The 19,777-nt window shown below is 35.9% G+C and carries 19 protein-coding genes and 1 riboswitch; of the genes, 7 read left to right on the forward strand and 12 right to left on the reverse strand.

Annotated features, from left to right (window positions below):
- Window positions 1–114: 114 nt before the first annotated feature.
- The 4 genes from COE49_RS01215 to COE49_RS01230 form a co-directional block, all read right to left on the reverse strand.
- Window positions 115–753: a response regulator gene (locus tag COE49_RS01215; RefSeq protein WP_088232306.1), complete on the reverse strand. Its 639-nt coding sequence runs from the start codon at window positions 751–753 to the stop codon at window positions 115–117.
- Window positions 728–2,587 (reverse strand): GAF domain-containing sensor histidine kinase, encoded by a 1,860-nt coding sequence (locus COE49_RS01220; RefSeq protein WP_088232307.1) that lies wholly within the window; start codon window positions 2,585–2,587, stop codon window positions 728–730. Before COE49_RS01220 ends, COE49_RS01215 begins: the two co-directional genes overlap by 26 nt.
- Window positions 2,588–3,104: 517 nt before the next feature.
- Window positions 3,105–3,707: a molybdenum cofactor guanylyltransferase gene (locus tag COE49_RS01225; RefSeq protein WP_098883036.1), complete on the reverse strand. Its 603-nt coding sequence runs from the start codon at window positions 3,705–3,707 to the stop codon at window positions 3,105–3,107.
- The gene (locus COE49_RS01230) at window positions 3,704–4,213 is read right to left on the reverse strand and encodes a MogA/MoaB family molybdenum cofactor biosynthesis protein (RefSeq protein WP_098945662.1); all 510 of its coding nucleotides are present in this window, start codon (window positions 4,211–4,213) and stop codon (window positions 3,704–3,706) included. Before COE49_RS01230 ends, COE49_RS01225 begins: the two co-directional genes overlap by 4 nt.
- Before the next feature lie 330 nt (window positions 4,214–4,543).
- Here COE49_RS01230 and COE49_RS01240 point away from each other — a divergent pair, with 330 nt between their 5' ends.
- Window positions 4,544–4,723 (forward strand): hypothetical protein, encoded by a 180-nt coding sequence (locus COE49_RS01240; protein WP_000424805.1) that lies wholly within the window; start codon window positions 4,544–4,546, stop codon window positions 4,721–4,723.
- Between the two features lie 6 nt (window positions 4,724–4,729).
- Window positions 4,730–4,909 carry a hypothetical protein gene (locus COE49_RS01245; RefSeq protein ID WP_088232310.1) on the forward strand — a complete coding sequence of 60 codons (180 nt, stop codon included), beginning with the start codon at window positions 4,730–4,732 and terminating at the stop codon, window positions 4,907–4,909.
- 41 nt (window positions 4,910–4,950) lie between these two features.
- Here COE49_RS01245 and metK read toward each other — a convergent pair whose 3' ends face one another.
- Window positions 4,951–6,150: a methionine adenosyltransferase gene (gene metK / locus COE49_RS01250; RefSeq protein WP_088232311.1), complete on the reverse strand. Its 1,200-nt coding sequence runs from the start codon at window positions 6,148–6,150 to the stop codon at window positions 4,951–4,953.
- Window positions 6,151–6,319: 169 nt separating this feature from the next.
- A riboswitch (SAM riboswitch) is annotated at window positions 6,320–6,441 on the reverse strand.
- 240 nt (window positions 6,442–6,681) lie between these two features.
- On the opposite strand from metK, the gene pckA reads away from it, so the two are divergent.
- Entirely contained in the window at window positions 6,682–8,268 is a 1,587-nt protein-coding gene (pckA, locus tag COE49_RS01260) for a phosphoenolpyruvate carboxykinase (ATP) (RefSeq protein ID WP_088232312.1), read from the forward strand.
- Between the two features lie 575 nt (window positions 8,269–8,843).
- On the opposite strand, the gene COE49_RS01265 is transcribed toward pckA, so the two are convergent.
- Entirely contained in the window at window positions 8,844–9,227 is a 384-nt protein-coding gene (locus COE49_RS01265; protein WP_098252761.1) for an ATP synthase subunit I, read from the reverse strand.
- Between the two features lie 279 nt (window positions 9,228–9,506).
- Between COE49_RS01265 and COE49_RS01270 the strand changes: the two genes are divergently transcribed.
- Window positions 9,507–9,728, forward strand: coding sequence for a hypothetical protein (locus COE49_RS01270; RefSeq protein ID WP_000639047.1), 222 nt, complete (start codon window positions 9,507–9,509; stop codon window positions 9,726–9,728).
- 28 nt (window positions 9,729–9,756) lie between these two features.
- Here the strand turns inward: COE49_RS01270 and COE49_RS01275 are convergent, their stop codons facing one another.
- Window positions 9,757–10,662 (reverse strand): DMT family transporter, encoded by a 906-nt coding sequence (locus tag COE49_RS01275; RefSeq protein ID WP_088232314.1) that lies wholly within the window; start codon window positions 10,660–10,662, stop codon window positions 9,757–9,759.
- Window positions 10,663–10,837: 175 nt separating this feature from the next.
- Window positions 10,838–11,161: an iron-sulfur cluster biosynthesis family protein gene (locus tag COE49_RS01280; protein ID WP_088232315.1), complete on the reverse strand. Its 324-nt coding sequence runs from the start codon at window positions 11,159–11,161 to the stop codon at window positions 10,838–10,840.
- A 117-nt stretch (window positions 11,162–11,278) separates the two neighbouring features.
- On the opposite strand from COE49_RS01280, the gene COE49_RS01285 reads away from it, so the two are divergent.
- Window positions 11,279–12,199: a Nif3-like dinuclear metal center hexameric protein gene (locus COE49_RS01285; RefSeq protein ID WP_098945663.1), complete on the forward strand. Its 921-nt coding sequence runs from the start codon at window positions 11,279–11,281 to the stop codon at window positions 12,197–12,199.
- A 131-nt stretch (window positions 12,200–12,330) separates the two neighbouring features.
- Here the strand turns inward: COE49_RS01285 and COE49_RS01290 are convergent, their stop codons facing one another.
- Together COE49_RS01290 and COE49_RS01295 are read right to left on the reverse strand one after the other, a co-directional pair.
- Window positions 12,331–13,548, reverse strand: a complete 1,218-nt coding sequence (locus COE49_RS01290; RefSeq protein ID WP_088232319.1) for an ATP-binding protein — start codon at window positions 13,546–13,548, stop codon at window positions 12,331–12,333.
- A complete protein-coding gene (locus COE49_RS01295; RefSeq protein ID WP_088232320.1) occupies window positions 13,545–14,798 on the reverse strand; it encodes a sensor histidine kinase in 1,254 nt (417 codons plus the stop codon). The genes COE49_RS01290 and COE49_RS01295 overlap by 4 nt, the downstream gene beginning before the upstream one ends.
- A 182-nt stretch (window positions 14,799–14,980) precedes the next feature.
- Here COE49_RS01295 and COE49_RS01300 point away from each other — a divergent pair, with 182 nt between their 5' ends.
- Together COE49_RS01300 and COE49_RS01305 are read left to right on the forward strand one after the other, a co-directional pair.
- Window positions 14,981–17,008 carry a catalase gene (locus tag COE49_RS01300; RefSeq protein ID WP_098945664.1) on the forward strand — a complete coding sequence of 676 codons (2,028 nt, stop codon included), beginning with the start codon at window positions 14,981–14,983 and terminating at the stop codon, window positions 17,006–17,008.
- A 21-nt stretch (window positions 17,009–17,029) separates the two neighbouring features.
- Window positions 17,030–17,839 carry an alpha/beta fold hydrolase gene (locus COE49_RS01305; RefSeq protein ID WP_088232322.1) on the forward strand — a complete coding sequence of 270 codons (810 nt, stop codon included), beginning with the start codon at window positions 17,030–17,032 and terminating at the stop codon, window positions 17,837–17,839.
- Window positions 17,840–17,888: 49 nt separating this feature from the next.
- Here COE49_RS01305 and COE49_RS01310 read toward each other — a convergent pair whose 3' ends face one another.
- Entirely contained in the window at window positions 17,889–18,914 is a 1,026-nt protein-coding gene (locus COE49_RS01310) for an ABC transporter permease subunit (protein WP_088232323.1), read from the reverse strand.
- Window positions 18,904–19,764 (reverse strand): ABC transporter permease subunit, encoded by an 861-nt coding sequence (locus tag COE49_RS01315; RefSeq protein ID WP_088232324.1) that lies wholly within the window; start codon window positions 19,762–19,764, stop codon window positions 18,904–18,906. The genes COE49_RS01310 and COE49_RS01315 overlap by 11 nt, the downstream gene beginning before the upstream one ends.
- Between the last annotated feature and the right edge of the window lie 13 nt (window positions 19,765–19,777).

Consider the following 19,777-nt stretch of genomic DNA (forward strand, 5'->3'; position numbering starts at 1 on the left):
TAATATTTTTTTAGTTATTAGTTCTATACCGTATAGTACAAAAGAACTACCCCGTACTTTATTATTTTGAGTAAAATAATAAAGTGCAGGGTAGTTCTTTTAAATGATTTTTATTTAAGAAAATGGAACAAGCTGATTTCGCACAGCATATATGACTGCTTGTGAACGGCTTTTTACATTCAGTTTTCTGAAAATCTTATTAATATGGATTTTAACTGTCTTATCACTGATATATAGAGCTTCAGCAATTTCCTTATTACTAAGACCTTTAACCAATTCAAACAGTATTTCTTTTTCACGCTCTGTTAGTTCATTTTCATTTGATTCTGATTTCGTTTGCTGATGATATGTAATCAACTTTTTAGTCATACGCGGATGAATCACAGAATCTCCTTGTAATACCATTCGGATTGCCGCCACTACCTGCTCGGATGATGAATCCTTCAGTAAATAACCGTCTGCACCTGCCCGAAGAGCAGCCATCAAATATTCATCATGTTCATACATAGTCAATACGAGAACACGGCAGCTCGGATACTGATCTTTCACGAGTGATGTAGCCTCGATACCATTTTTCCCCGGTAAATTAATATCCATTAAGATACAATCGGGCCTACACTCTTCCACTTTTTTTACTACTTCATCCCCGGAAACAGCTTCTCCAACTACTCGCATATCAGATTCGAGTTCCAATATACTTCGAATTCCATCACGCAAAACAGTATGATCATCCACTACTAATATTCGAATCATGGTAATCCTCCCCCATTTCTGAATCTGGAATTAACAATGTGATTTCTGTCCCTTTTCCTGCTGAACTATCTATTTGAAGGACAGCCCCTAGCTGTTCAGCCTGTTCATTCATATGTAATATACCATAGTGCGGCTCATGCTTTGCTTTAATCATCGATTCAAAAAGAGAAAAACCAATTCCGTTATCCTTTACCTTTAAAAGTACATGTTCCCGTTGATAGCTTAATAGAATGTCAACTTTATCTGCCCTTGCATGCTTTATAATGTTCTGCAAGCTTTCCTGCAAAGTATCGAAGATAACTCTTTCTTTCGTAAAACTAAGTTTTCGAGAACGGCCTCTTTCATGATATGTAATGGCTAGACCATATTCTTGTTTTAAGGATTGAACTTTATTTATAATTGCTTGTTTTAGTCCTAATCTTTGTGTTGGATATGGCTTTAAAGCATAAATAGAATAACGAACTTCACTTAAACTCTTCCGTAATTTTTTTATGCTTGTATCTACCACTTGCTGCATGTCTTTTGGTCGATCTGCATATTTTTTCTGAGCTGACTCCATCTGAAATATCACTCCGGCCAATGCTTGTGCGATTCCATCGTGGATTTCACGAGCAATTCGATTTCTTTCTTCTAAAATCGTTCTTTTTTCCTGTTCAGAAATGAGTGTCCGTGTTTTAAGCAAGCTGCCTAATTGATTGGCAAACGTAGCTAAAGTTTGTACATCTTCAGTAATAAAACTCGCACTTCTGCTTTTCCCTGCCACAAACATTCCAACTAATTCATGATTTACCTTAAGAGGTAAATACACAAGAGAGCGCATCGTATTTTCAAACACTTCATCTCCCGGAGCCATACCTGTTTTCCAATCAGTAACAACAACAGTTTCTGATATCTCTTCAAACTCCTTATGTAGGTCAGAATAATTAGAAATATCACGATGTACTTTTCCATCCTTTAATAAAAGTGTCCAGTTCTCTTCATCTTTCGCCCATAAAACATATGCCTGTATTCCTAGAAATCCTTTCAGTGATTGTTTCATCTGCTGTAAGTTGCCGGCAGATAGTCCACGACTTAATTCCGTCGTAATGGAAAAAAGCTTATATAATCTTTCTTTTTCCACCCGTATTTGTCTAACGAAAGAGCTAATGATACAGATTGCCACAAGCGGGAAAAAGAAGAACAGAACCATAATTTCATCCATCACTCCGCGATATCGGTAATCTAACATATGTATAAGTGAAGAATAAAACAAACAAAAACTCAAACTCAAGAGTACTAACATATTCTTATTACGCCACTCTTCTAGCGGATAGGGCTGAGGAAGCAGTATGATTAAAAGATCGTAAAATAAACTGTTAAAAAGGCACAGAAATGCGCTGAATAAAAACAAAATTATGAATTTTTCATACAAAACCGAAAGATTCATTCCAGAAATAAACAATGAGAAACATCCACTGGAAAACCATTCTGCCAATACGATACTAAGAGCAAGTTGCGCACAATTAAATACCGTCCTTTGCATAGGTAATCGGCGAAACAATTGGATACATAACATCACACCCACACACGAAACAACAGTTATATGCATTCCAAACTGCCAATTCATTGTATAAATAAGCGTAAGACTGAGTGTGATCCCCCCTCTCCAAATGCGGATAGGAAAATACTCAGTAATTCCCATAAACATAATTAACAACAAAAGTAGTATAAAATGGGAAGGCATTTCACTTAAAAATAAGGAAATGACAACAGCAATTAAACCAAGAAAAGAGATAGAATAAATATAAAAACTAGCTACTTTCTCTCTCATAGAAGTAAAATCTATCTTTTTCAAAACGATCCCTCCCTCAAAAAATTTATTACCATCATTATCTAATAAAAAACCGGCACTGGCAAAATGAGAATGTTCCCATTAGCCAATCACCGGTTGTGCACTGTCCCTTAGAAGGGGTGACACAATATTAGTATAAAACAGGACTCTCCATTCAGCTACCCATCAAATGTTATATTTGTAAATATATTCTATGTCTATCGTATAGAACTAAAGATGTATATGAAACAATTTCATAACAAAAAACTCCCTTCAACTAGACAGAGGGAGTTTCTTACACAATTATAAAACTTCGTTCACTAAATGATACATAAGGTGAAATATCATTTTATTTCTATATTCATTATAACGAAAAGATACATAACTAAACAGACTTGTAATAAAAAACCATAAAAATTAATATATGGTTATACAGTAATTTTTACTGTACGATGATTTTAAGAAATTCCCCTTAAAATCAACTTACTCACATACCTTTATACAGTAATTGTTCCCCAATTTCTGTATATCAAAAAACCTTTCATTCATTTGAAAGGTTTTTTTGAGCCTGTACATACTCTTCTTTCGTATTCACATTCATAAACCAATCTGCATTCGCTTGTACATCTTCTCCAGCAACATATTTCACATTACATTGTGATAAAAGCTGCCCCATACTTCTTTTCTCTTCTTGAAGTAAAGTGTAAATCTTCTCTTTCACACGGTTATGATACGCTGCAAGTAAAGGCTGTTTTCTTCCATTAATAATAGGTACAACCGCATCATACTCATCACTCGTTTGCTTTAATAAAATAAGAAACCACTCTTTTGAAACATTTGGCGCATCGCAAGGCATAATCACGTACCAATCTGCTTCGATATATTCCATTCCTGATACAATTCCAGCAAGTGGGCCGTTTCCTTTATAATGCGGAATATCTTCTATAACAGGAACTTGTACGAATTGCTCTACTCGCTCTTTTATATCGGAGTGACTAATGACTACAACTTCTTGCATCGCAGTTATCATCATTTTTAAAATATGCTCAATAAAAGTACTCCCTTGCCAGCTCGCCAACGCTTTCGGTTCACCGAATCTGCTCGACATACCACCCGCTAATACAATTCCAGCAAACTTACTCATTGGCGATGCAACTCAAATGTAATATGACCTAATTCCGGTAAAATTAACTTATTCATCGCAAGACGAACTGCTCCGCTAGACCCTGGCATTGAAAAGACAACTTTGCGCCCAATTGTACCGCCGATTGCTCTACTTAACATTGCGCTGCTTCCGATATCTTCTAAATAACTAATCATGCGGAACAACTCACCAAATCCGACAATTTCTTTATCTAATAGCACTGATACTGCTTCAATCGTTACATCACGTTTCGTAATACCAGTTCCGCCATTCGTTAATACAACATCAACGTCTTCCCTATGATAACCAGCTAACACAGCTTGCTGAATACTCTCTTTATCATCTTTTACAATTTCATAAACAGTAACGATATGCCCCGCCTCTTTTAACAGTTCATGTAATAGCTGGCCGCTCTTATCTGTCTCTTCCGTACGTGTATCGGAAATCGTCACGATCTTGCAGCGCACTTCTTTTGGCGCTTGTTTTTTATGTTCATTGACACTCATTTTTCATCTTCCCTTTCACTTTCTTGTAAAATTATGTATGAAGCAAATAATTCAACATGATACAATATAAGTATATTTATCCATATAAAGGAGTTTTTCGTGTTTTATAACATAAAACGATATGTACCTATTATACCATTCCTAATTATATTATCCCTTTTTCAATGCATCGCTTACGGGTTTGATATTATTTTTTTAAAATTGTATGTACTGATGCCTGATGGTGGTATTCGTTACTATTTGACTAGTACAGCCATTCCACTTGCCCTTGCCTATATAGTGGATTTTATTTTTAAGCGTTCTATTTCTAAATACGGAGGTCTAGCTATTATGGAACTTTATAAAAAATTAACAACAACATTCATCCTCTTATTCGTCGCTTCCATTACTGTTGGCTTTTCTCTAAAAGGAGCAATTCCATACGCTACATTAGTGAGCATTATATTTGCAACGTTATTTTTACTAAGCAGTGCATTTTGCGCGGGTAAAGCACGTCAAATGAAAGGTTGATTACATATGTTCCAGAAGAAACCGATCCTTTGTAAATCATGCGAAAAAGAAATACAAACGCATGAAAAAGCATGGATTTATATGCCATTTCCGACAAGCGGACTGACAAATATGAAAAAGTATATTGAGCTAGAAGGAAAAACATATTGTAATTCATGTATCCAAATAATAAGTAAAACAAAATAAAAAAAGCTTTGCGCTCACCGCGCAAAGCTTTTTTTCATATATTATAGACCAGCTTGCTCTTTTAAAGCTGCAGCTTTGTCTGTACGTTCCCATGAAAGATCTACATCAGTACGTCCGAAGTGGCCGTAAGCTGCTGTTTGTTTGTAAATTGGGCGACGTAAGTCTAGCATTTTAATAATACCAGCTGGGCGAAGATCGAAGTTGTTACGAACTAGTTCTACTAGTACATCTTCAGATACTTTACCAGTGCCAAATGTATCAACTGAAATTGATACCGGTTGTGCTACGCCAATTGCGTATGCAAGTTGTACTTCTGCTTTTTCAGCAAGACCAGCTGCTACGATGTTTTTCGCAACATAACGAGCTGCATATGCTGCTGAACGGTCAACTTTCGTTGCATCTTTACCAGAGAATGCACCGCCACCGTGGCGAGCGTATCCACCGTAAGTATCAACGATGATTTTACGTCCTGTTAAACCAGCATCACCTTGTGGTCCACCAATTACGAAGCGGCCAGTTGGATTAATGAAGAATTTCGTTTCTCCATCCATTAATTCTGCTGGAACTACAGCTTTAATTACGTGCTCTTTTAAGTCACGATCGATTTCTTCCCATGTAACATCTGGGTGATGCTGTGTAGAAATTACAATTGTATCCACACGTACAGGTTTACCATTTTCATCATACTCAACTGTAACTTGCGTTTTTCCATCCGGACGTAAGTATGATAATGTGTCATCTTTACGTACTTCAGTTAAACGGCGAGCTAATTTGTGAGCAAGCGAGATTGGAAGTGGCATTAATTCTTGTGTTTCATTACATGCGAAACCAAACATTAAACCTTGGTCTCCTGCACCAATTGCCTCAATCTCAGCGTCAGTCATTAGACCTTCGCGTGCTTCTAGCGCTTGGTCAACACCCATAGCGATGTCAGCAGATTGCTCATCGATAGATGTTAAAACTGCACAAGTTTCTGCATCGAATCCGTATTTTGCGCGTGTGTAACCAATGCCTTGAATTGTTTCACGAACGATTTTCGGAATGTCTACATAAGTAGAAGTCGTAATTTCCCCCGCTACCAATACTAAACCAGTTGTTACAGTTGTTTCACAAGCCACACGTGCATTTGCGTCTTTTGATAAGATCGCATCTAAAATTGAATCAGAAATTTGGTCACAAATTTTATCTGGATGTCCTTCAGTTACAGACTCAGATGTGAACAGATGACGTTTTTTTGTCATGTGGTAAACCTCCCTACAGTAATTGTATATATTGTACGGAACTCATCCTTAATTTGCCACAAACTGCGACATACATTTATTCTCCCACACAAGCATACAGAAAAACCTTTCCCACTTTACATAGAGGAAAGGTTTAATTTGCTACTTGCATACTGCTTTTTGCCCTTCGCTCTTATCGTTCGAGACCTGTAGCCTCGCACAGGTTTTAGCACCTATTCACCTGTATTTACCAATACAGATGAGGTTGCTGGGCTTCATCGGGCCTGTCCCTCCGCCAGCTCGGGATAAGAGAGTATCCGTCCCAACCTATACTAAAGAAATGATATTCATTTGTCAATTAATATTCACATTTTCCCGAAAGTTTTTCTCAATACGTATAGAATGAAATATTAATAAGGAAATCATACATTCACACAAACAAAAATAAATAAATAGTATACATTATTTATATAATTGTGTTATACTCTTGGTGGGGATTACGAGAAATATTTCATTAGATGAAAATGAAAATGAAAAGGATGGTATATAAATATGAGTACTGTGAATGTCCAAATTGGTTTACATGAATTATTGAACGGAAGCAATGCACAGATTCAATTAAGTGTTCCGCAATTAGTGGAAAAAGTATTAATGCGAAATGAAGGGAAATTAACTTCTACTGGTGCAGTTTCTGCTTCAACAGGAAAATACACAGGACGTTCTCCTAAAGATAAATTTATTGTGAAAGAAGCATCGGTTGCTGACAAAATTGCTTGGGGAGCAGTAAACCAACCGATTTCTGAAGAACATTTTAATAAATTATATACAAAAGTATTAGAATACTTAAAAGAAAAAGAAGAGTTATTCGTCTTCAAAGGATTTGCTGGCGCTGACCGTAACTATCGCCTACCAATTCAAGTTGTTAACGAATACGCATGGCATAATTTGTTCGTACACCAATTATTTATTCGTCCAACTGAAGAAGAATTAACAACTCACGAGTCAGAATTTACAATCGTTTCTGCACCGAACTTCAAAGCAGATCCAGCAATTGACGGCACAAATTCTGAAGCGTTCATTATGGTTTCATTCGAAAAACGTATCGTACTGATCGGTGGCACAGAGTACGCTGGAGAAATGAAAAAATCAATCTTCTCTATTATGAACTTCTTACTACCTGAACAAGATATTCTTTCTATGCATTGCTCTGCAAACGTAGGCGAAGAAGGCGACGTAGCACTATTCTTCGGTTTATCTGGAACAGGTAAAACAACATTATCTGCTGATCCAAACCGTAAATTAATCGGTGATGATGAGCATGGCTGGTCTGATAACGGCGTATTCAATATTGAAGGCGGTTGCTATGCGAAATGTGTAAACCTTTCTCATGAGAAAGAACCACAAATCTTCGATGCAATCAAATTCGGTTCAGTTTTAGAAAACGTTGTCATTAATGACCAAACACGTGTCGCTGACTATAACGATACTACTTTAACAGAAAATACACGTGCTGCATACCCTATGCATGCGATTGACAATATCGTACTGCCAAGTGTTGCTGGACATCCGAATACAATTATTTTCTTAACTGCTGATGCATCTGGCGTATTGCCTCCAATCAGTAAGTTATCAAAAGAACAAGCTATGTACCATTTCTTAAGTGGTTACACTAGTAAATTAGCGGGAACAGAGCGCGGCGTTACATCTCCGCAAGCTACATTCTCAACTTGCTTCGGTTCACCATTCTTACCACTTGATGCATCTCGCTATGCTGAAATGCTTGGTGAAAAAATCGAGAAACACGATGCGAAAGTATTCTTAGTAAACACTGGCTGGACTGGTGGCGAATACGGCGTTGGTAAGCGTATGAACTTAGGTTACACTCGTGCAATGATTCAAGCAGCACTAAGCGGTGAACTTGCAAAAGCTGAAACAGCAAAACACGACATCTTCGGTCTTGAAGTTCCACTTCACGTACCAGGTGTACCTGACGAAGTGTTAATGCCTGAACAAACATGGGCTGATAAAGATGCTTACAAAGTAAAAGCACTTGAACTTGCAAATGAATTCAAAGAGAACTTCAAAAAGTTCGAAAGCGTTTCTGAAGACATTATTAACTTAGGCGGTCCAATCGCTTAATTACAAATTTTCTGTTGAAATAACCCTTTACTCATATGAATAAGTGCTGTGTAACCGTAAAGTTTCGCGTACTCACCGACAAAACCCAATGCGGCTTAACGGTTACACACACTTACATAAAAAAGAAGCTTACGTGAAAACGTAAGCTTCTTTCTTTATATGTTTCATAAAAGGCTCTGACTGCTTTCATCCACCGCTAGATCCTCTATTCCAACTTAAACCAACTTTCAATTTATACACTTAGATTTTCACACATGCAAAACATAGCTTCGAACATATAAATTATATTTCTACTCACTACATCCTTCTGGTTTTACTCCGCATAGGGCTAAAATAGGCTCTGACCGCTTCTATCCCTCGCTGGATCCTCTATTCCAACTTAAACCAACTTTCAGTTCATATACTCAGATTTTCACACATGCAAAACATGGCTTCAAACATATAAATTATATTTCTACTCACTACATCCTTCTGGTTTTACTCCGCATGGGGCTAAAATAGGCTCTGACCGCTTCTATCCCTCGCTGGATCCTCTATTCCATCTAAAAAAGCTTTTTAGCTTTTTAGCTTTTTCTTCATCTTTTCGTTAATTCTTTCTCATCTTTCATGCTATAGTAGCCTAAATTAATAACGATTAAGAAATAACCGCCCATAATCCCTACTGCAAATGCCCACATAACCATATGATGCTCAATTTCGTACATAATAATAGCACCCAAAATGGCAGCGGCAAAACGATTAAACATACCGAGCGTCGGTGCTTTCGTCTTCTTTACAATGCTATCTCCAAGCTTCTCAATCCGTCTTCCTAAAAGCCAAACACAATACATACTTACAACAAGTCCAATTCCAGCACCTAAAAAATGCGCTGAAAATGGTGTTAACATCCATCCTAGCAACAAAATACCTAATAAATAATACGATTGAATTTTAAACGACCTTAATGACATACTAATCATGCTGTACTCCTCTTCATTAGTTTTTATCTATCCAACAACAGATTCCTTTCCAGTTCATACTACTGAAATCCATTTCACTCAAATTAAAAACAACATAAACACAATGTTTATGTTGTTTGAATGTTTTTAGAAAATAATATTATACAAGATTTCAAACGTCATATTCTCATAATTTGTGACGTTTTTCCAAACATTTTTCGTCCATTTATGAAAAAAGTGATATCAATCTATGAACATACGGATATGATGTAATGAGTACACAAATAAAGGGGGCGTCTAATGATTTATTTTTTAATGGCTCTCATCCATCTCATTGTCCCTGCACTTATTGGACTTTCATTGTATTGGTACACGAAAAATCATAGTATTTTCTATGCTGTCCTCGGTGTTCTTCTTCCAGGTATTATTCTTATTACACTCTTCCGTATTCCGTTTTTAAACTTAATTCCACTTATTACTGCGATCTTATTTCTCATCTTCTTACCAAAAATAAAAAAATAGGAAAGCAGATCACAGGTGATCTGTTTTCCTATTTTGATATAGGCTCCCCCGCAGTAGAATGCACTTTTACTTTCTCTGATTTCACAAACCATAAACCGAAAAAAATAATCATCCCGCCGATTATTTGTTGTAACGATACATATTCCTTTGCCCATACAGCTGCAAATAAAACCGCTACAAGCGGTGTAATATACATATATACCATCGTATGTGATGCTCCAATTTTTTGGATACCAACATACCACATCACTAAGCCGAATACTGTTACAAAGAAAATAGAATATAGTAAGGCAAATAGTGTCATTCCGTGTGTAATGTGAAATGGCATAACAAATATATGTGGACCACTTAACAATAAAAGCGGAATCGCTCCAACTAATGCCGACCATGCTGTAACACGTAGTGCGGAATACTTTTTAATTAATGGCCCTGCTAAAACAGGATAAAGTCCCCAACAGATCGATGTAATAAGTCCAATTCCATTTCCGTAAAAAGAACTAGCAAGTGAATGCCCCGCTACTAAAACTAATGCAGCACCAGTAAAGGCAATGATAGAACCGATGAACTTTCGAGAAGAAAACTTTTCTTGTTTCAAGAAAATCGCAAATACAGTTGTGAAAATTGGTGAAATAGAAATGAGTAAAGAGGCATTTGTAGCGGATGTATATTGGACAGTTTCCATAAATAGCGTTTGATACAGTACAATCCCTACAACGCTAACAATGATTAATCTTGGTATATCTTTTCGCTCCATGTAAAGCGACTTTTCAATAAAGAATGTAAGTAATAACAGTAGTGGTGCCGCAGCCATCATTCGAAGTGCGGTAAACTCAATTGCGGTAAATTCTAAAAGTCCGTATTTTGCAATCGTATAGTTAATACCCCAAATAATAACGACACTTAAAATTAACAACTCAATTCCCCATCTTCTCATGCGTATCCCCTCCGCAAATAAAATTATACAGAAAATTCAATCATATGTACATTTCATTATGTGAAAAAAATCCTCGTAATTGTATGGAGGCCCTTGCTTTGGCACATGAAATTATATCGACTTATCAACAAAAAAAGGTGGTTCCAAAACACATTTTGGAACCACCTTTCCTTTCCTACACTCGAACATGTAACTTCATATTTGGATTATAAAACTGGCTCGGGCTTTTCAACTGAAAAGTTCCTCCACCTTCATGCCAATCGACCGTTAACTTATCATCCATAAATACAAGCTTTGTACGATCTGCGATAAAGCTAAGTAGGCTTGATTCAATATCTACATCACGCTCATCTTTTTCTGCTACAGCTACTAAATCGATAATTCCGCTCATAACACAACCGCAACCTTCATTATCGTAAAATAACTTTATATATTTCGCTTCGTTCGGAATCGTGTCCATAATCTTTTTATATGCTGCTTCTGTTACAGTAACGTACATATGTTAATGTTCATCCTCTCTCGTATCATTCATATATTGTACCACTATTTTTCTTGAATTTTATATACAGAAAATTAAGACTAATGATACAATAACAATGGTAAAGGAGGCATCACAATGCCATCATTAAAAATGATAGAACAATCACTCAATCATTTATTCCAAATCGAAAAATACGGAAAAGACACTGCCTTTAGTCGATTTATCCCGGCTGTATATGATCCTATCAAATTTCCATGGCAACAATTTTTTGAAGAAAATTTTGTAGAGCTATTTAACGGTCTTATGATACGAGGAGCTGAAAATGTAAATAAAGTATTTTTGGCTGTCTTCCCTACCGATGACGTTCTTGAAGCATTCATTTCACAATCTGCGCCCGGTGATTTACTCTTTATGCACCATCCAATTGTAATGGAGTGCGGTGATCCGCTTGGAAAATCAGGTCGTGGTTTTGTTCCCATTCCAGAAAAATATTTGCAGGCGATAAAAGAAAAACACCTTTCTATATATACATGTCACGGTCCAATGGATTTTCATCAAACGTATGGAACGAGCATTTCAATTGCGAAAGCATTAAATGCTCATGTAGTTGACGGCTTTGCATATGGAGGACCAGAACACGAACCAGTTGGCCTTATTTGCGAAATAGATGAAACATCAACAGAAGCACTCCAAAAGCGTCTAAAAAATCTCTTTCATATTCCTTACACAGACTTCGAAGGTAAACAACATGATTCCATCCAAAAAATTGCAATTATCGCTGGATGTGGCGATGTCGTCTCTTTAATGAAAGAAGCAGAAGAAAAAGGTGCGGAAGCATATATCACAGGAGAAATCCATTGCCATATCGACAATGATTACGGTAAACATAAATACTCGCTCATTATGGATTACGTAAAAGAAACGAATATGTCACTCATCGGTGTGTCACACTCTGCCTCTGAATATTTAGTGAAAAAGACATTGATATATGATTGGTTTAAAGAGCATTTTGATATGGATGTTATTTTCGTTCCGCAGGAGAAATGGTGGTTATAAACTCTTATATAAAGTAAATCTTTAATCAAAGATGTTCTGTCTATACTAATCAAAATTTTATTGACCTCAAATAGGGAGATAAAAAGGGAAATCACTCTCAAACAAGTAATTTCCCTTTTAAAATTTCACCATTATATCGGCAACATAATGTTAACCGTCGTTCCAACCCCAACTTCACTTTCAAAACTCATCTTACCGTTGTGGTCTTTAATAATTTTTTCTGTGACCACTAATCCTAGGCCTGTTCCCGTTTCTTTCGTTGTATAAAAAGCTTCATTTAACTTCGGAAGTTTATCTTTGGGAATACCGCAACCTTCATCTTTCACTTGAACAATGATCCCATCTTCTACGGTAACTTTAATCGTAATCGTTCCGCCAATTGACATGGATTCAATCGCATTTTTAATTAAATTAAAAAATACTTGTTTTAATCGTTTTTCATCGCATGTGATTGACGGTATGTCTTTACTGTAAATACCTTGTATGTGTACCCCTTGTTCTAAAGCGGGTTTGCCCATCACTTGAATAACGTAAGAGATAATTTCTTGTATATTATGAGTTTCTGATTCTATCGAGTTAGATTTCTCAAGCCCACTAAGTTCTGTAGCAATTGTATGAATTCGATCTACCTCTTGTTTCATAATATCACTATAAATCTTATCTTCTGGATATTTGTTCGCTTGCTTATTCACAAGTTTTTTCAAATTTGCTAGAGGTCTTCTAATTTTATAACCAATAACTGTCGCCATTTTCCCAACAGTTGCTAATTTTTCTGTTTGTTTTATTTCTTTATCCATCATCTCAAGCGTACGAACGTAAGACTGTAGTCTCAAAAATATAATCCAACATATAATAGCAAGTACGCTACATAATGCCATTGGGATTAACACGAGAGGAGATTGAATAATGATCCCTATAAGAACGTACTTCCCAACAAGTACCCCTGCAACTAACCAGAAATATCTTTTACTCATAAAGATTGGTGCAAAGAAAATAAAAAATCCTTCTACTATATTTCCACCATCAAACTCAGCATCGCTACCATAGTAAATCATAATATTATGGATAAAATCTAACAGATTATATCCAATTAGAATCATATACTTTACCACAAATGGATTCTTCCATTTCATAAAATATATTCCGGTGCAAAATAAGATTACCATCAAAACATAAAGCCATAAACCTAAACCATCTTCAAATTCTCCTACCCCTTCTTGTTCTGCTCCTATTAAGGGTACGATAAATTCATAGGCAAGATCATACACAAAAAATATAATAAAAAATAAGCTTAAAAATGATTTGAGCGCCTTTATCTCTTCATTTTCAAATATATAGTCTTTATTCATATGGTAACTCCTAGCTTTTCCTCTACCTGTATTTCATTATTTCCATACTTTTTTGGGAGAAAAATGTCTATTCTCGTTCCAATATTTCTTTCACTTGAAATACGTAATTCACCAAAGTGCTCGGTAACAATTCGCTTGGCCACCGTCAGCCCCAGGCCGATTTTATCGTGTTTTGTTGTATAGAAAGCCTCTGTAACACGAGTTATATATTCTTCCTTAATTCCATAGCCATTATCGATTATACTGATCATTACATAATCTTGATTTTTATTTTCTATTCGTAAATCTAATATTCCGCCTTGCTCCATTGCCTCCAGAGCATTTTTTATAATATACATAACTACGCCTTTTATTTTTCGTTCATCACATTCAACTTCTATCTTTTTTTCTTCTACATTAGAAATAAGTTGAACATTTGACTCACACATTTTTTCGCGAAAAGTTGTTGCTGCTTGTAATACAATCTCTCCTACATCATGTTGCTTATAAACAGAAGGTTTGTATGTAGCAACTTCCATCAATTCACTAATCATATTATTCATATTTTCTATTTCAAGAATCATTCGTTTATAAATTGGATCTTCCTCATGCTTCTCTCGCTGTAATTGTGTAAATCCTTTTAATGAAGCGAGTGGGTTTTTAATTTCATGTCCAACTGTCGCAGCCATTTTTCCGATCACTGCTAGTTTTTGTGATTCACCAGCAATCTTAATGCTTTCCTGTACAGCTGAAAGATATTGCAAAAATCGATTTAAAATGATGTATGCTGCTATTAATACAAGTGTGTACATAATAATAAACATAAACGCTTTTACTTCCTCTAATACAAATAAATAAATCAAATATTTCCCTATAATAGCCGCCAGTAAGCACACAAAATATTTTTTATTTAAAAATATAGGTACAAAGAAAATGAGAATAATTTCTATTACATTCGTCCCATCAAATGCCACCTTATTATAAATCATATACAAAAGTATATTAGCGATTTCTATCCCTATGTATACGAGGATCCCAGCGTATTTAATAAGATTTGCTTTCTCTTTTTTTATTAAGTATATATTCACGCACAGTATTGCTACTCCGCATATAGCTTGCCACATTTCTCGATGCCAATTTTCCATTGGGGCTTTATTTTCTAATAGGATTGCATAAAGAACTTGGTATACAACAACAATGACAGATAGCACCCATAAAAAGATTTTTGCATTCCTTTCTTCTTCTTTATATGATAGAAAACTTTCTCTCACTTCAACACCCCTTCAAAATAATATCTCGAAGAATACCATTTATTATAATAAATGATTTTCATAGACAAACAAAGATAAATCGAACATTTGAGGAAAATCATCCCAAAATAGCAATATCTTCAGGCTATATGTACGCATAAAAACTTTAAACAATAATACGTATATTATGGGAGGTGTTTTATATGGACGGCAAAGAAAATAAGAAGACCGAACAGCTCGAATCCTTTACACGTAATAATGAAGGAAAGGAAATGACAACAAATACAGGTGTTAAAATTTCAAATGATGAAAACTCTTTAACCGTCGGCGATCGTGGCCCTACCCTTCTAGAAGATTTCCTTATGCGAGAAAAGCTTTCTCATTTTGATCGTGAACGAATTCCTGAGAGAGTCGTTCATGCACGAGGATACGGCGCACATGGTGTTTTCGAGCTATATGAATCTTTAGAAGAACTAACAATGGCAAACTTTCTACAAGACCCTTCAAAAAAAACGCCGCTTTTCGTTCGTTTCTCTGAAGTAGCCGGATCAAAAGGTGCAAATGAAACGAATCGCGATGTAAGAGGGTTCGCTGTTAAATTTTATACAGAAGAAGGCAATTTTGATTTAGTTGGTAATAACATCCCGATATTTTTCATTCAAGATGGCATTAAATTTCCCGATCTTATCCACGCTCTTAAACCCGAGCCACATAATGAGATTCCACAAGGACAAACAGCTCACGATACGTTTTGGGATTTTATCGCCAATAATCAAGAATCAGCTGCGATGATGATGTGGATTATGTCCGACCGTACGATTCCACGAAGTTTCCGAATGATGCAAGGGTTCGGTGTTCATACATTCCGCTTAGTGAATAAAAATGGAAAGTCCCGTTTTGTAAAATTTCACTGGAAACCGAGGCTCGGTTTCCATTCATTAATTTGGGATGAAGCTCAAAAATTAGGCGGTGCTGATCCAGATTATCATCGCCGTGATTTGTGGGAAAATATTAATGCTGGAAACTATCCTGAATATGAACTTGGCATTCAAATTTTAGAAGAAGAGGATGAATTTAAATATGATTTCGACATATTAGATGCAACGAAAATTTGGCCCGAAGAAGATTTTCCAGTTAAAATCATCGGAAAAATGACGTTAAATCGTAACGTCGATAATGTATTCGCCGAAACAGAACAAGTTGCACTACATCCCGGAAGTATCGTCCGCGGTATTGATTTTACCAATGATCCTCTCTTACAAGGTAGACTCTTTTCTTACACTGATACACAATTAGCACGCGTTGGTACAAATTATCAAGAGTTACCGATTAATCGTCCGGTATGTCCTTTTCATAATAACCAAAGAGATGGCGCTTCTAAATATATAATCGATAAAGGAAAAGTTGCTTACCATAATAACTCCTTAGCAAATAATTCTCCTTACACTGTGCCTGGGACAAAAGGCGGTTTCGTTACATATCCTTCTACTGTATCTGGGCATAAAACGAGAGAAACAGCCGCTAGTTTCAAAGACCATTTCTCTCAAGCTCGTTTATTTTGGAATAGTATGAGTCACGTCGAAAAAGTTCATATTATGCAAGCCTTCTCCTTTGAATTAGGAAAAGTTAAAAGTAAATCTGTCCGCCAACAAGTCGTAAATATGATCGGTCATATTAGTACAGAATTAGCCACATTAGTAGCCGAAGCAGTCGGAGCAAAAGTCCCAAATGTTCAAGAGTCCAACGTTACAACGGTCTCTCCAGCACTTAGCATGGCAAATACGACATTTAGTCCGAATACATTACGAGTAGGTATCATCGTTGCAAACGGATATGATGGCCAAAATGCACAATATATAATAAATCAATTGAAGCAAGTTGGCCTTCAACCAGTCATTATTTCTGAAAAACTAGGCACAGTGCAAGGAACACAAAATGTACAGTGGGAAGTAAATGATACTTTCCTAACCGGATCTCCACTTCTTTACGACGGTCTCCTTCTTATTGGTGGCAAGATGGATGATCATTTTCTTAATAAAGCAAGTTCATTTGTCGTAGAATCATATAACCACTTTAAACCAATTGGTGCTTTTCAAAATGGTTCTACTATTATTCAATCTTTACGTATTGAAGGAAAGCCTGGTGTCTTAACAGAATCAGCCCCTACACAACTTGCGAATGAATTTATTAAAGCGATGACAAAACAACGCTTTTGGGATAGAGCATTTTAATACACATAAGGGGGATACTACATGTTTGTTACGGTCGAGAAAGATGTGCATATTTTTGTGCAAGACGTTAATCCCGGTCCTGGTAGTAAAACTGTTTTTTTCGTCCATGGCTGGCCTTTAAATCATCAAATGTATCAATATCAACTCAATGTTTTACCACAGCATGGCTTTCGCTGCATCGCCATGGATATACGTGGAAATGGTCAATCTGATAAACCGTGGACTGGTTACACATATGATCGCTTAGCCGATGATATCGCGATTGTTCTAGAAGCACTCCAAGTAGAAAACGCTACGTTAGTCGGTTTTTCAGTCGGTGGTGCTCTTTCTATTCGCTACATGTCCCGCTATAATGGTCGCCGCATTTCTAAGCTCGCTTTAATTGATGCGGTCTCTCCTTCATTCGTTAAAAATCAAGAATCCCCTTACGGTGTATCAAAAGAACAAGCAGATGCGCTCATTAATCAAATGTATGCAAATTTACCAAAGTTTTTAAGTGACGTATCTTTATCATTTTTTAATAGAAACTTAGGGGCTGCTACGTTAGAATGGTTTTCTTATCTCGGTATGCAGTCCGCTTCCTATGCTCTCATCAAAATTTTGCAAGCAGCTGCAAACGAAGACGTAACGAAAGATTTAAGCAAAATTAAAGTTCCGACAAAAATATTTCACGGCGTTCACGATCAACTTATCCCGTATAAAAGTGCTGAGCTTACGCAAAAGCGGATTAAAAATGCACAACTACATGCTCTGACAAATAGTGGCCACGGCTCCCCAATCGATCAAGCAGATGAATTAAATACGGAACTTATAAAATTTTTAAATTCATAGTCCCGCTGCAGTAAAAAAAGAATTTGCCCTTACAGCAAATTCTTTTTTCTTAACTACCTTTTTCTATCGATTTAGACGATACCGGAATGAACAAAGCTTTATCTATTTCTTTCTTTTCCTTTCCTTGTTCATATGGCTCATTCTTTGTCTTTTTATCTATAGAATATAAGCCTCTACCTTGCTCTTTCTTTATTCCTTTAATCATTAGATGTAAAACGAATATAGAAACAGTAAAGAATAGTAGTGGCGCAATGACAATCCATGGTGCCGCTAAAAATTCATTTTTGTATAGACCAATTAACCCAGCCCATTCATTCGTAAGTGAGTATGGTTTCCTCGTATCATAATCTATACCTCGTCCCCCTATTAAAATCCCAAAAAACGCTAGATGAATTAATAACGTAAATAATTGAACAAACTGTTGTAAAAAAAGAACGACAAGAATTTCTTTTAAATACAACCATATATGCTTTCTAATAATCCGGAACCTTGAAGCACCTAATATTTTCGAAGTAGTAACAAACTCATTTTTCATAAATAAATTGATTTCTTGATTCACATAAAGAATAACAGCTGGCAGTAGCGCAAAACAAAGAACAGTAAACTGCTTTATAATGATATCTATATTAAATCCAGTTAATTCACTGTGCAACATGATTGGAAACATCCACAAAATCGCCCATAGCACTGTCGGGATAAAGAAATACACTTTACATATTTTTTGAAATAAATTTTGTACGATAGATGGTGTATGAGCTAATGCTACACCTAATATCGTACCGAGAAACACTTGTACAACACATATGCCAAATACGAATAAAATAGTAAACTTCGCCCCTACTAATAATTGAAAAAACAAATTAAAACCGTTACGATCTGTACCGAGCGGTGGTATTGTAAGTGGACTAAACGGAGCGGCCCCAACAACATTCCCACTCTCATCTCTCATCCAGATTGTCTTACCCGTATATAAATCCTTACCAAACCACGTAATAAGATAACTAATTACAACAATCCCTACAAAGTACAGGACACCAAACAAAAAACGTTTGGAGCGAAAGTTTCTATATATCATGAGAAGCCCCTCCTGTAATACGATTTACTCGGTAATGTATAATGGCAAATAGAATATAGAATGGAACAAATAATAAAAGAATCCACCATGCCATCGTTAAAGGGTTTAAAGTGCCTGCCCTTACTAAGAAAGACATATATCCCGTAATATTAAAAGCTCCCTCTACCATTAAAAGGCTTGAAATCATGAATAAAAAAAGTGGCTGTAAGTGATTTAACAGGTGGTACATAATATTACGTAATAAATGCACATACAGTATATATTGATTACTAAACCCTTTCGCACGAGCAAATTCCACATAAGGCTTATTCTTCTCTTCCATTAAAAATAAAACGATAATACGGAAAAAATGCAGAGTTGGGACGATAGTCATACAAAGAATAGGTAAGAAATAGGCACGTTCATCATTAAACGCATAAATAGTAACGAGGCGATATCCTGTCTGTTTATACAACCATACAACGAATAATTGCAAACTAAAAAATAATAATAAATCTGGAACTGATTCTACTAAAATTAAACAACTCTCAATCCCCTTTTTAACTTTAGAGGAAACTAATAAGTATACGAATGAAAGGCTAATTGAAAACATAATTGTTAAACAAGTAGCAATTAAAAGAATGGTCATAGAATACGTATAAGGTTCAATAATTCGTTCAAAAAAAGGAATTGACTGCATAGTGTTTGTATCAATATGTGCAATATCCTTTGGCGAAGCTAATCTCTCTAAATATGTAATAAAATCAAGACTATTCCCTAAAAACAAAGAGAATGGTAAATAACTTACAGTAAGAATAACTGCGATACTAATAAGAAATTCTACTATTTTCCCACCCCAAAAACTTTTCAATATTCCACCTCTT

This window comes from Bacillus sp. AFS029637 (assembly GCF_002584985.1).
Classification (GTDB): domain Bacteria; phylum Bacillota; class Bacilli; order Bacillales; family Bacillaceae_G; genus Bacillus_A.

Bases quoted from the DNA above. Each gene is read 5' to 3' on its own strand.
- COE49_RS01215 (WP_088232306.1), bottom strand. From the start codon at position 753: ATGATTCGAATATTAGTAGTGGATGATCATACTGTTTTGCGTGATGGA.
- COE49_RS01225 (WP_098883036.1), bottom strand. From the start codon at position 3,707: ATGAGTAAGTTTGCTGGAATTGTATTAGCGGGTGGTATGTCGAGCAGA.
- COE49_RS01230 (WP_098945662.1), bottom strand. From the start codon at position 4,213: ATGAGTGTCAATGAACATAAAAAACAAGCGCCAAAAGAAGTGCGCTGC.
- COE49_RS01240 (WP_000424805.1), top strand. From the start codon at position 4,544: ATGGAACTTTATAAAAAATTAACAACAACATTCATCCTCTTATTCGTC.
- COE49_RS01245 (WP_088232310.1), top strand. From the start codon at position 4,730: ATGTTCCAGAAGAAACCGATCCTTTGTAAATCATGCGAAAAAGAAATA.
- metK (WP_088232311.1), bottom strand. From the start codon at position 6,150: ATGACAAAAAAACGTCATCTGTTCACATCTGAGTCTGTAACTGAAGGA.
- pckA (WP_088232312.1), top strand. From the start codon at position 6,682: ATGAGTACTGTGAATGTCCAAATTGGTTTACATGAATTATTGAACGGA.
- COE49_RS01265 (WP_098252761.1), bottom strand. From the start codon at position 9,227: ATGATTAGTATGTCATTAAGGTCGTTTAAAATTCAATCGTATTATTTA.
- COE49_RS01270 (WP_000639047.1), top strand. From the start codon at position 9,507: ATGATTTATTTTTTAATGGCTCTCATCCATCTCATTGTCCCTGCACTT.
- COE49_RS01275 (WP_088232314.1), bottom strand. From the start codon at position 10,662: ATGAGAAGATGGGGAATTGAGTTGTTAATTTTAAGTGTCGTTATTATT.
- COE49_RS01280 (WP_088232315.1), bottom strand. From the start codon at position 11,161: ATGTACGTTACTGTAACAGAAGCAGCATATAAAAAGATTATGGACACG.
- COE49_RS01285 (WP_098945663.1), top strand. From the start codon at position 11,279: ATGCCATCATTAAAAATGATAGAACAATCACTCAATCATTTATTCCAA.
- COE49_RS01290 (WP_088232319.1), bottom strand. From the start codon at position 13,548: ATGAATAAAGACTATATATTTGAAAATGAAGAGATAAAGGCGCTCAAA.
- COE49_RS01300 (WP_098945664.1), top strand. From the start codon at position 14,981: ATGGACGGCAAAGAAAATAAGAAGACCGAACAGCTCGAATCCTTTACA.
- COE49_RS01305 (WP_088232322.1), top strand. From the start codon at position 17,030: ATGTTTGTTACGGTCGAGAAAGATGTGCATATTTTTGTGCAAGACGTT.
- COE49_RS01310 (WP_088232323.1), bottom strand. From the start codon at position 18,914: ATGATATATAGAAACTTTCGCTCCAAACGTTTTTTGTTTGGTGTCCTG.